A 12,074-nucleotide genomic window follows, 5' to 3' on the forward strand; every position below is an offset into this window, starting at 1 on the left:
TAGGGCGTTGGGGCGTTATGGCGTTGGCCCTTGAGTGCATGAGGATGAATGAGGATGAGTGAGGGTGCATGAGGGTGGGGGGAGGGATGATGAGATGAAGGGAAGAAGGGACGGAGGGACGAAGGGACAGGGGGCGGGTTCTTTGGTGCGCGAGGACGCTGCGCTGCTGTTCCCCGAGTCTCCACCCCTCCCGACTTCGTTGCCCTCGCTACGCTCGGCGGGATCTGCGACAACCCCTCCCTTCCCGACAAGCCGGGACTCGGAAGCATTTTCGACTTCGTCAAAAACAAGGGAGGGGCTCACCCATCATCCCATCATCGCTTTATCCCTTCACTGTAACTCACGCTCTTCCACCTGACCCCCGTCATAGACCGAACCTGAAATGCGTTCTACAATAGAGGACCCTATGACGCCGCAGCTCATCGACCGGTTTGGCAGAAGGCACTCCTATCTCAGGATCTCCCTGACGGATCGCTGCAACTTCCGCTGCGTCTATTGCATGCCGCCCGAAGGCGTCCCATGGCGCGAGCGCGATGAGCTCCTTACGTACGAAGAGATCCTTAGGCTCACCAAGCTCTTTGTGAAGATGGGGGTGGACAAGGTGCGCCTCACCGGCGGAGAGCCGACCGTGCGCAAGGGCCACGAGCGCCTGATCGCCGATATCGCCGCGATCGAGGGTGTGCGAAGCCTGCTCATGACCACCAACGGCTTTACGCTCCCGAAAATGGCTCAGACCTATCGGGACAACGGCCTGACCGGGCTGAACGTAAGCCTGGACAGCTTGAGACCAGAGCGCTTCGAGGCGATCACGCGAACCAAGCACTTCGACAGCGTGTGGACTGGGATCGACGCCGCGCTCAAGGCGGGCTTTGCTCCGCTCAAGGTCAATTGCGTCGTGATGGACGGCGTCAATCAGGACGAGATCTTGGACTTCGTGGAGCTCACCCGCGAGCGGCCGCTCAACGTAAGGTTCATCGAGTTCATGCCGTTCGATTCCAACGGGTGGAGCAAGGGAACGCTCTACCCCTATCGCAAGATGCGCGAGGACATTCAGGCTCGCTACGAATTGGATCCGATCGTGACGGAGCCCAGCGCCGTCGCGAAGGATTTTCGCGTTCCTGGGTTTTCCGGCATGGTCAGCTTCGTGACCTCGATGACCGAGGACTTCTGCGGCGGCTGCAACAGGCTCCGGCTGACGAGCGAAGGCGCGCTCAAACCTTGCCTATTTTCGCCACTCGAGGTCAGCCTGCGCGATCCGATGAGGGCTGGGGCCAGCGACGACCAGCTTGCAGACGTAATCCGGTCCACGGTCTTGCGCAAACCCAAAGGGCACGCTTCGCTGGATGTCCTTCCCTTGATTGAAAACAAGCCCATGGTGAGCATCGGCGGATGAGAGACGTCACACAGAAGATCGACACGCTTCGGACCGCGAAGGCGGTCGCAGAGCTGCGCGCCAGCCCTTCGACCCTCCAGATGATCCGTGATGGAAAGGTGCCCAAGGGCGATCCGCTGCCCGTGGCCAAAGTCGCCGCCGTCTCGGCCGCCAAAAACACGCCGCTCTTTATCCCCTACTGCCACCCCGTACCTCTGACTGCTCTGACCGTGGAATTCGAGATGGGGGAGAGCTGGATCAGAGTTACTTGTGAGGCAAAAGCCATCTACAAAACGGGTGTCGAGATGGAAGCCCTGACCGCGGCGGCGGCGGCAGCGCTGAACCTCTATGACATGCTGAAGATGGTTGACGAGGAGATGGAGATCGTCGGGGTCCGGCTGCTCGAAAAGCGGGGCGGCAAGTCCGATTTCCGAAAGGCGCAAGCGGTGGGGAAGAGGGCGCTGGTGCTGGTGGTGTCCGATTCGGTCAGCCGTGGCGACGCCGAAGATCTGAGCGGTGCGATCCTCAACGAAAGGCTGCAAGACTTCGGGCTGGATGTGGCCATGCAGGTCGTCGCTGACGAGGCCGACCTGATCCGGCACGCGGTGCAGTCCGCGGTTGCAGAAGGCTTCGACATGGTGGTTTCGACCGGCGGAACCGGTGTTGGCCCGCGCGACGTGACGCCCGAGGCCGTGCGCCCGATGCTCGAACGTGAACTTGAGGGCGCCAATGAGGCGTTCCGTTCATTTGGGCAAGTGCGGACCCCCTACGCGATGCTTAGCCGGTGCGTCTGCGGGCTCATCGGCGAGGCGGTGATACTGTGCCTTCCAGGTTCTCCAGCGGCTGTGGAGGATGGCCTCACAGCGCTGTTCCCTTATCTGCTGCATATCCTCCAGGTGCGCGAGGGCTGTAGGCATGAACCGGTCTCGGAGGGCGCCACGGCTTGATCTCCTATCGGGAGGCCCTCGCCAAGATCGCCGCCGAGGTGGGTCCCCTTGAGCCGACGAGCCTCCCCGTTGATGAGTGCCTTTTCCGGTCGCTCAGCGAATCGGTGAAGGCGCCGTTTGATGCGCCGCGATTTGACAATTCTGCGGTGGACGGGTATGCCGTGCGGGCCATAGATTTGGCACAGGCGAGCCCTGAGTCGCCTGTCGAACTCCCTCTCTGTGGCAAGGTCCAGGCAGGAGATGCCGGGTCCCTTGCGTATCCGGAAGGCTCGACGGTGCAGGTGCTCACGGGCGCTGCCATACCTTCCGGCTTCGACGCAATGGTCATGCAGGAAGATGTGAGCGCTGAAAACGGCTCGGTTCGGTTTGTACATCCAGCCGAGCGGGGTGCGCATGTCCGGTGGCAAGGGGAGGAGTACCGGACGGGCCACAGGCTTTTTGAGGCGGGGACTCGGATCACGCCTCAGTTATTGGCCTCGCTCGCCGGTCTGGGAATGGCGCAAGTTCCGGTCACGAGGCCGCCCAAGCTGGGGATTCTCGCCACGGGCAACGAGCTTGCAGAGCCTGGGGCTTCGCTATCGCCGGGGGGGATATACGAGTCGAATTCGTTTGGCATCGAGGCCGCCGCCAAGACCCTCGGGCTGACTCATGTCGTTCGGGATCGCGCCAAGGATGACCCCGACGAGACCCGCGCCAAACTAGAAGCTTTGCTGCTCGAGTGTGACTGCGTGGTGACCACCGGCGGTGTGTCGGTGGGGGAGCACGACCTGGTCCGGGCGGCGCTGGGCGAGCTGGGGGTTCGCGAGGTGTTCTGGCGGGTGGCGATCAAGCCCGGCAAGCCCGTGGCCTTCGGAGTCTGGGAGTCGGAAGGCAGGCGGCGGCTCGTGTTTGGCCTTCCTGGGAATCCGGTTTCGGCGTTGGTGACGTTCGCGCTGTTTGCCGTGCCCGCTCTTGGAGCGCTGAACGGAAACGGCTTTCAGTCTCAGCCGGAATGGCCTGCGACGCTTGCGTCGGAACTTCACAAGGCGCCGGGGCGGATGGAGTTCGTGCGCTGCGAACTGGAGCACACGGAGTCCGGGCTCTTGGCAAGACCGATCGAGGCCCGGGGCTCGCACATGCTCGGTTCGATGGGCGGTGCATCGGGACTGATCCACCTTCCTCAAAACGCCGAGCATGTTTCGGCGGGCTCGAGAGTGACGGTTTCGCCGTTCGATTGGAGGTGGCCGTGAAAGTCACGATTCAGTATTTCGCTGCGCTCAGGGATCAGCGGGGACTCTCCGAAGAAGCGCTGGAGACGTCGGCCACCACGTGCCGCGAGCTCTACCGTGAGCTTGCGGAGCGCCACGGCTTTCGGCTGAAGGAACAGCACGTCCGCGCGGCCATCAACCTGGAGTATGTCGGCCTTGATACGCCCTTGCGTGACGGCGACACCGTCGTTTGGATACCGCCGGTGGCGGGAGGTTGAGGAGAGCCATGCCTGACGTCGCGACTCATTTCGAGATCACCGAAAGCCCGATCGGCTCGCCCGATTTATCGCTTGAGAGCGCGGGGGCTCACGTCGTCTTCGAGGGTTGGGTCCGCGACCATCATCAGGGCCGTGAGGTGGTGCGGTTGGAATATGAGGCCTATGTCGCCATGGCGGTGAAAGAGGGCGAAAGGGTGATGGCGGAAGCCGCCTCCCGATTTCCTATCCAGGCAGTCTGGTGCGCCCATCGCATCGGCGTGCTGGAGATTGGCGAGGTGGCCGTGCGGATCGATGTGCTTGCAGGCCACCGTCAAGAGGCGTTCGCCGCCTGCTCCTGGGTCATCGACGCCATCAAGGAGCGTGTGCCGATATGGAAAAAGGAGACGTACCGCGAGGGGGACGCGACGTGGGTGAACGTCGAGGGTCCCGGCGCAGCGTGATCGGTTTTCCATAGGCAGAAGTCTGCCGATATAGCACCCCTTGCGGGGTGCGGGGGATTGGTGGCCACTGTCCAGGGGCGTCGTCTCGACAGCTCGGGGTCCGGAGACTCGCGCTCAACCTATGGCTATTCTCTGCTGACCCGTGCAGGGTCGTCCCTTAAGGGTTTGCCAATTGCCCCCGCAACCTTTGGCCTTCGTGCAAGCATCTACAATGGAGTCATGTCGAGAGGGCGTTCGTGGTTGTTTTTCGTTGCACTTGCTGCGGCGATTGTAGCGGGCTGCGGGGAGCCGCCGTCCGAGTCCGATATGATCGACGCCGTTGCGGCGGGAGACGTTGCCAAGGCCAAGGAGCTTTTGGCGAGCGGCGGATTCGTCGAATCGCGGGACAAGCGCGGCTTTACGGCCATGGGGATCGCCTGTCTCAACGGGGACGCCAAGATGGCGGAGCTGCTTCTGGAGCACCGGGCAGGACTGCAATCGGCAGGGTCCGCGCCCGAGCCGCTCGGGCTGGCGGTGCAGTCCGGCTCCCTTGAGACGGTCAAGGTGCTCCTGGACCATAAGGCCCCCGCGAACGGCGGCGGACTCAAACCCGCGCCCATCGGCCTCGCGACGACCGTCGAAATGGCCCAGCTCCTGCTATCAAACGGCGCCGACCCCAATGGGATGAAGGAGGCCGTTTCCGACCCGCCGCTGATCCTCGCCGTGCGGCGAGGCAAGCTCCCGGTGGTCCGGTTTCTTCTGGAGCATGGTGCAAAGGTGGACGCGACCACCAAGCAGGGCCAGACGGCGCTGCACCAACCCTCGAGCCGTAGACGCCCTTGGCAATCAGCCGATTCACTATGTGGCGCGAAACGGGCTCTCAACCGTGGATGCAGCGATCGCCCTTGCTGAGGCGAAAGCACCCTTGAAGGTGCTGAACAACGACAACGAGACGCCGCTGATGATCGCCCTCAAGATTGGGCGAGATGAGGACGATCCGATCGTCAGGTACTTGCGTGAGAAGACAAGGGATGACTCCAGGGTCCGGCGCAATCGACCTACGCGCGAGGAAATGCTCCCAGACCTGGGTCCACATGGTGGGAACGCCAAGGGATCGCAGCGCACGCGCAATACGCCAGAATAGGGCGTGGCGCCCCCGATTCGACCCAATGTTCTTGGCATGCACGCCTACACGGCGGGCAAGCCACTCGACGTCTTGGCCAAGGAATTTGGGGTGGGCCGGTGGGCAAAGCTCGGTGCGAATGAGAATCCCTGGGGACCCTCACCGAAGGCGATCGAGGCGCTGGTCCGACATGCCGACGGGCTGAACCGCTATCCGGACGGCTCGGCTCATCTGCTTCGGGAAGGAATCAGCGCACATTTCGGCGTTCCGGCCAATCAGATCGCGCTTGGAAACGGCGGAGACGAGATTCTGAGGATGTCGGGGTGGATTTTGCTGGGCGACCCGGAGGATGAGATACTCACGAGCGATCCCTCGTTTGTGGTGTATGCCCACTCCGCCCAGATCGCGCCGTGTCGGTTCGTGAGCGTGCCACTGAAGCAAGACCTCTCGCACGATTTGAAGGCTATTCTGGAGCGGGTCAGCGAGCACACCAAGATTATCTTTCTGGCGAACCCCAACAACCCGACGGGAACCTATGCCCGGGAGCCGGAACTGCAAGCGTTCCTGAAGGGGCTCCCTGATAGCGTGCTCCTTGTGCTGGATGAAGCCTATTTTGAGTTTGCCGAAGGGTGTGAGGACTACCCGGATGGCAGACTCGAAGTTCTCGCGGGGAGGCCCAATGTGCTCGTGTTGCGCACGTTCAGCAAGGCCTACGGCTTGGCTGGGATTCGGTGCGGGTATGCGTTCACCAGCCCGGCGATTGCCGACGCCATCGAGCGGGCGAGGCAGCCATTCAACGTCAACCGCGCCGCCCAAGCAGCCTGTGTGGCGGCGCTGGAGGATGGCGCGTATGTCGCGGAGACCGTGGGCAAGACTCGGACCTCGCTGGCCAAGATCACAGCGATGCTGGAGGAGGCCGGCGCCAAGGTGGCGCCCAGCGCGGCAAACTTCGTTTGGGCCGACTTTGGGCGCGACACCAAGCCGATTGCCGGCGCGCTTTTGAGGCAAGGGGTCGTCACAAGAACGGGTGACGTTTTTGGGTGTCCGACCTGCCTGAGGGTCAGCGCGGGAACTGACGAGGACCTGGATCAATTGGCACGCGCCTTGCGCGAAGCGGTCTCTGGAGCACCGGCTTAGGTGGGAAGTGAAGAGATGAAGGGATCAAGAGATGAGGGGAACGGCCACTCCTCACCTCCCGAGGCGGACCACGCCCTCATAGACTTACGCATCCAGGCGACGCGCCCCTTGATCGCCCCGGCGATTCTGCGCGAGGAGGACATCCCCCGCTCTGAAGCAGCTTCCAAGGTTGTGCTTCAGGCGCGCCAGGCCGCGAAAGGAATAGTCTTCGGCGGGGACCCAAGGATGCTTGCCATCGTTGGCCCTTGCAGCATTCATGATCCCGCCGCCGCGCGTGCTTATGCCGAGAGGTTGGGAGTCCTACGCAAGCGATACGAAGACAAACTGCTGGTCCTCATGCGCGCCTACTTTGAAAAGCCCCGAACGGTCGGCGGATGGAAGGGGTTCATCTACGATCCCGATCTGGACGGCTCGCATCGGATCAACCACGGGCTGCGGCAGGCGCGCCAGCTCCTCAGCGATTTGAACGATGCCGGGATGCCTTGTGCCACGGAGTTCCTCGATCCGACGGTGCCCCAGTTCATCGCGGACTTGGTCTCTTGGGGGGCGATCGGGGCGAGAACCGTGGAGAGCCAGACGCACCGCGAGCTTTCGAGCGGTCTCTCAATGCCGATTGGGTTTAAAAACGCCACCGACGGGCGGGTCCAACCGGCTGTGGACGCCGTGCTCGCGGCGAGGATGCCCCACTGGTTTGCTTCGAACACCGTGGACGGTGTGGCAGCGCACTTCCAGTCCACCGGAAACAACACCGGCCACATCGTTCTGCGGGGCGGGGCGAAGACCCCCAATTACGACGAGGCGCACATCGATGAGGCGGTTCACAAGCTGGAGCGCGCCAACCTGCCGCCCTATTTGATGGTGGACTGCAGCCACGGCAACAGCGGCAAGGACCACACCAAGCAGCATCTGGTGGCCGAGGAGATCGCGCGACAGCACATGGCAGGGTCAAGGAGCGTGATGGGTGTGATGATCGAGAGCAACCTGGTCGCGGGGCGACAAGATTGGTCGGCCGATGCGCCGCAAACTTTCGGCCAGAGCATCACCGACTCCTGCGTGGACCTGGTTGAGACCGAGTCAATGCTGGAGACTCTGGCGCGGGCGGTGTAGCCTCGGAGGGCTCCTGGATAGGCAAACCACGGATGCTTCGCATCTCAGTTCCTGAATAGGTCGGCCAGCCCAGTGCTTTTGCTGGTTTTCTGAGATACTTTCTTTGGAGTCTTGGCTGGCTCCAAAGGTGCGAGTTAACATTGGTCCAGGTGGGTGGCGTTGGCCTTCCACTTCACTCCAAAAGGGGGAATACACATGAGATCTTTCGCAAAATTGGCTGTGCTGGCCGGCGCTGGCACACTACTCTTGGTGGCTCAAGCTAGCGCTCAGCAGATCGCGAGCCAAGCAGCCCTTGCCGGCATCCTCGGCGGCAACATGACCATGGAGGACTTTGAGGGCAATGGCCAGCTTCCTTCTGGCCAGCTCTACCAGGCCAGCGCGGTCCTCAACTCAGGCAGCACGTTTGCTGGCTATGGCCCGGGACTGGTCCAGGCGGGGGTCGATTACTCAGCAAACAGTTTGTGGTGGAACGACAACGGCTATTTCGGTCTGAACACCCGCACGTTGGCCGACAGCAGCGCTTGGCGCGGCGCCGGAATCACGATCACCTATACGTCTTTCGTGACAGCCTTTGGGTTTGACATGCAGGGCTATTCGGGCTATGGCATGAGCGGCGTCATCGACGTGTACGACACCTCGAACAACCTCTTGAGCTCCACCGCGGTCAACGGCGGGTTCTTTGGCTGGCAGAATGCCGCCGGAATCGGTAGGGTGTACGTTGCGGCGAACTCCGATGAGTACATCATGGTCGACAACCATGGCTACGGCGCCGTGCCGGAGCCCTCGAGTTTGGTGGTCGCCGGCATCGGACTTCTCGGGCTCATGCGCCGACGCGCTACCCGCTCGTAAGTTCAAGCACGGCGACGCCGGGCACTTTTGTAACTTCGATGTCGAGACCCTCGCGCATCAGGCTCATGCCTGATGCGCGAGTTGTTGTTTTGACCCCGTTGGTTCTCGCGCGAACGGTGTACGACGTCTTTGGATCAAGTCCCCGAAGCACCAGGCGAACCTTGCCGGTGGGCTCCTTCTGCCTTCGGAACGCCATGACCAACGCCGACTTGCCCTTGGGCATGACAAACGACCAAGCGATCCAGACATCCTCGGCTTGGCTGTAGGGCGTCAAGGGGTAGTAGTCGCCGTAGCAGTAGGGCTCGGTCGCCCGCCAGTCGCCGATCAGCTTTCTCAGCGTTTCGTAGTCCAGCCCCCGCTCGCGGATGTCGATGCCGAGGCCCAAGCTCGGGGCGGTGTTACTCCAGAAGGCGTAGGGATCCACGCCGGTCGGTCCTCCACCATAATAGGGGGCATCGACCTGGGCCACCGTGCCCGTGCCGTGGTAGGGGAGCCACATGGAGATTCCGTAGGTCATGCACTGATGGCCGATCGGCTCGAAAGCATAGTCGCTGCGCCACAAGGGAACCGACCGGCGCATGGTCTCCAAGTCGTTCCTCCTGCCGCCCGAGGCACACGAGTCGATCAGCATGTTCGGGTGGCGTCGGCGAAGCTCGTCCCAGTACGCCAAATAGCCCGTGACGTGCTTGATTTCGGTGATGCCCTGGCGGTCCGGCGCGTCGTTCGATCTCCAGAACTCCAGAGGGTCGAAGTTGAAATCCTGACGGTAGAGGCCGATGCCGTTCTTGGTGATCAACCCGTCCACGTGCTCGATCAGCCACTTGAGCGCTTGCGGGTTGCCTAGATAGAGCAGCCGGTTGCCCGAATTGCCACCCTCGACCTCTTTGTCGAACTTGGAGAAAGCCGATGCATCGGGGGCTGGGGCTGGTGGGAGCCAGCCGAAGGTCCAACCCGTACCAGCCACTGAATGGCTAGGCATCCTGCCTAATGCGGCAAAGGGCGCAGCCCCTTCTCGCTCGCTTAGCCGGACCGTTAAGCCCGTCGTGTCGTAATGGAACGCTCCGTTGCCATAGCCCACGACGAAGTCGAGCGTATCGCCCGGATTGAGATCCACCTGAAGTCTGCAAAGGGCCTCGTCTTTGCCCGCAGGGCGGTCCACCTTTCCATTCCAAAGCGGTCTGCCGTTCAGGAGCACGTGGCCGTCCGTGGTGGTGCGGCCGTCGCAGCCGAAGAAGCGGGCGTCCACGAAAACTCGGCGTGAGGCGTCAGCGGTGTACCTTGCCACGGCATACTCACCCTTTGGTCCCGGATGCAGGCTGAACTCCCTAGGCTCCCAAACGATACCGAGCGTGCGGGTCTGAGTGTCGCTTTGGTTGAAGACGGCGCAGGGCTCGCCTGTGCCGAGCTTGGAGGCCCTTTGAGCGCGCAGCGCCCCGAGCGGGCTGATCAGCCATTCGGGGTGGTGCGTTGCCAGCCACGTGCCCGGCGCAACGCGCTCCGGCTCGAACCAGACCAGGGTCTTCATTCCGTTCTTTCGGGCGTGGTCGCTGATCGGCTTGAAGCCCCTCGGGAAGCGCTTGGGATCGGGCTCCCAGGTGCCCACCTGCGGCCAACCCTGCTCCTGGATGTACCAGCCCGCGTCCATCCACCAGTAGTCCAGGGGGATGCGCTCCTCCTTGTAGCGGTCGATGTGCATGATCTGGTTGGCCTCGTTCGCCCCGATCATTTCGCCATAGGCACGGCTGCTGCTGGCCTCCAACATGGGTTGGGGGAGCTTGCCGCCCGGTTTGGGCATACCATAGGCCATCATCCAGCGCCGCCATTGGTTCTGCCCGTCGATCCAGTCGCCTTTGTAGCGCTGGACCACCATCAGCGGCGAGCGGACTTCTTCGCCCGGGTGAAGCTTGAAGTGGGTCAATTCCTGCCCGGCGCGAACCCGAAGGGTGCTGCCCGCGTCTCGGGCGAACGTCGAAGTCCATTGCCCGGGCCAGCCCACGACGATCAGCGCGCCGCCGCCATCATAGGCCAGATTGAAATAGGACATGTCGGTGTTCGTCGGCCGCCCGCCGGCCGCGCCGATGCGCTTGAAGGCGTTTGGGCCCAAGGGGGTTTCCAGAGGGCCGTAGTCGCTCTTGCTGGCGGGAGAGCCCACGTTGTGATGGAGCAGGAACTCGCCGGCTCCCGTACGCACGAATGGCTGGTCGAGGGCCTGGATGTCCTGCAGGATCGGTGTGTCGGCTTTGCCCTCGTTCTTGAAGGTGAGGGTCCATTCCACGCAAGGGAAATCGGCGTACCAAACCTCGCGACTGGTGAGCAGGAGGTGCGAGGCAGGATCGCGCCAGGTTCTCACCACCTGCTTGCGGCCGGCGTCGAGGCGGCGGCTCGATGTGGCCGGCTTCCAGGTGGGTAGGAGACTCTGGGAGGAGCGTCCGCCATAGACGAAGGAGAACTCAGGCTGGGCGATCTTTAGTGGCTTGGACTTGTCGCCCTGGCTGAGGGGAAGAGTCGCGGCGGCCACCGCCGCCAAGAGCCCGAACAGGAATCCGGCCATGCGGCAAGGTTACTTGCTTTCTGGCGATAGTGGGTGGCTATAGCCCGGACCTCATGCAACCCGAGGAGTGCCTCCCACTTTGTTCCTTCCGCGATCCGCCGCGCATCGCACCGATGACGCCAAAAGACGATGGTTGCGGACGCAATGGCGCGGTTTCAGGACGGTGCAGGGGCGGCCCTGTGTGAGGCGGGCTTCCTCTCTAATGGGCCCTGTTGCAGCTCCTCTAATGACATATTCAGATCGTGACCTACACTCATCGATACTATGAATAAAAGTATAGAATCCTCACTATCCACCGATTTAGCTTAGGACCTAAGTACACTGCTCTTTCGTACGTTGGAGGTATACCGATGTCCCCTAAGAGAGCTCCCAAAAAAGTTTGCTTCACTGTCATCTTGGCTTCAACTAGTTTTCTTCTCGCGATAGTCGGCTGTGGGGGATCCGGCAGCGTTGCACCCATTATCAGCGATCCGGCGGGCTATGTTTCGGCCCAGGGCATTCCAGGTGGAAAGGCCTATGACAAGTTCTGGGCGAAGGAGGTCGGCTGGGATCAGGACGATCCCAACCTCTCGATCTTCAATGCCTTTCCCGACTTCTTCCGCTGCAAGCAGTGCCACGGATGGGACCTGCTTGGTACAGGAGGGGCCTACATCAATCGGGCAGCCAAGACCAGTCGGCCGAATGTTTCATCGGTCAACCTCGCGGCGCTTGCAGCGGCTCTGTCGCCACAGGAGCTGTTCGACGCCATCAAGAGGTCCACGGGTCGGCGCGCCATCAGCGCGGACCTCTCCACCTATCACCCTGTGAACAACCCGACAGTGGGCGACCAGATGCCGGATTACGGCTCCATCTTCACGGACCAGAGAATCTGGATCATCGTGAAGTTCCTCAAGACTCAAGCCATCGACGTGAGCCAATTGTACGATTCGACGACTGGGGGCGCCTATCCAACGGGCACGATCTCATTCGCAAACATCGGCAAGGACGGCAACGCGGCCAATGGCGACGCCATCTTTGCGGCAAAGTGCGCAATTTGCCACGGTGCAGATGGTAGAACGATACTTGTGGACGGAGGGGCCTATACCGTAGGCCGACACTTAAGGG

At 62.1% G+C, this 12,074-nt stretch carries 12 protein-coding genes; 11 read left to right on the forward strand and 1 reads right to left on the reverse strand.

From position 1 onward, the window contains the following. Window positions 1-406: 406 nt before the first annotated feature. From moaA to HZC36_00985, 10 genes are all read left to right on the forward strand, one after another. Window positions 407-1,393, forward strand: a complete 987-nt coding sequence (gene moaA, locus HZC36_00940; GenBank protein MBI5705536.1) for a GTP 3',8-cyclase MoaA — start codon at window positions 407-409, stop codon at window positions 1,391-1,393. Then, window positions 1,390-2,319 (forward strand): bifunctional molybdenum cofactor biosynthesis protein MoaC/MoaB, encoded by a 930-nt coding sequence (locus HZC36_00945; GenBank protein ID MBI5705537.1) that lies wholly within the window; start codon window positions 1,390-1,392, stop codon window positions 2,317-2,319. The genes moaA and HZC36_00945 overlap by 4 nt, the downstream gene beginning before the upstream one ends. After that, the gene (locus HZC36_00950; protein ID MBI5705538.1) at window positions 2,316-3,548 is read left to right on the forward strand and encodes a molybdopterin molybdotransferase MoeA; all 1,233 of its coding nucleotides are present in this window, start codon (window positions 2,316-2,318) and stop codon (window positions 3,546-3,548) included. Before HZC36_00945 ends, HZC36_00950 begins: the two co-directional genes overlap by 4 nt. After that, complete coding sequence (locus HZC36_00955) at window positions 3,545-3,784, forward strand: MoaD/ThiS family protein (protein ID MBI5705539.1); 240 nt, start codon at window positions 3,545-3,547, stop codon at window positions 3,782-3,784. The genes HZC36_00950 and HZC36_00955 overlap by 4 nt, the downstream gene beginning before the upstream one ends. A gap of 8 nt (window positions 3,785-3,792) precedes the next feature. Next, entirely contained in the window at window positions 3,793-4,224 is a 432-nt protein-coding gene (locus tag HZC36_00960; protein ID MBI5705540.1) for a molybdenum cofactor biosynthesis protein MoaE, read from the forward strand. A gap of 219 nt (window positions 4,225-4,443) precedes the next feature. Next, window positions 4,444-5,115 carry an ankyrin repeat domain-containing protein gene (locus HZC36_00965; GenBank protein ID MBI5705541.1) on the forward strand — a complete coding sequence of 224 codons (672 nt, stop codon included), beginning with the start codon at window positions 4,444-4,446 and terminating at the stop codon, window positions 5,113-5,115. Window positions 5,116-5,128: 13 nt separating this feature from the next. Then, a complete protein-coding gene (locus tag HZC36_00970; protein MBI5705542.1) occupies window positions 5,129-5,347 on the forward strand; it encodes a hypothetical protein in 219 nt (72 codons plus the stop codon). Window positions 5,348-5,350: 3 nt separating this feature from the next. Beyond that, entirely contained in the window at window positions 5,351-6,463 is a 1,113-nt protein-coding gene (gene hisC / locus HZC36_00975) for a histidinol-phosphate transaminase (protein ID MBI5705543.1), read from the forward strand. Between the two features lie 15 nt (window positions 6,464-6,478). Beyond that, window positions 6,479-7,570, forward strand: a complete 1,092-nt coding sequence (locus HZC36_00980; GenBank protein ID MBI5705544.1) for a 3-deoxy-7-phosphoheptulonate synthase — start codon at window positions 6,479-6,481, stop codon at window positions 7,568-7,570. A 249-nt stretch (window positions 7,571-7,819) separates the two neighbouring features. Continuing rightward, complete coding sequence (locus tag HZC36_00985) at window positions 7,820-8,419, forward strand: PEP-CTERM sorting domain-containing protein (GenBank protein MBI5705545.1); 600 nt, start codon at window positions 7,820-7,822, stop codon at window positions 8,417-8,419. Here HZC36_00985 and HZC36_00990 read toward each other — a convergent pair. Beyond that, window positions 8,406-10,970 carry an alpha-galactosidase gene (locus HZC36_00990; protein ID MBI5705546.1) on the reverse strand — a complete coding sequence of 855 codons (2,565 nt, stop codon included), beginning with the start codon at window positions 10,968-10,970 and terminating at the stop codon, window positions 8,406-8,408. The genes HZC36_00985 and HZC36_00990 overlap by 14 nt on opposite strands. A gap of 395 nt (window positions 10,971-11,365) precedes the next feature. On the opposite strand from HZC36_00990, the gene HZC36_00995 reads away from it, so the two are divergent. Next, window positions 11,366-12,074, forward strand: a 709-nt coding sequence (locus tag HZC36_00995; protein ID MBI5705547.1) for a c-type cytochrome, incomplete at its 3' end; no start/stop codon positions are given.

It is taken from the genome of Armatimonadota bacterium, from assembly GCA_016223145.1.
GTDB lineage: Bacteria > Armatimonadota > Fimbriimonadia > Fimbriimonadales > Fimbriimonadaceae > Nitrosymbiomonas.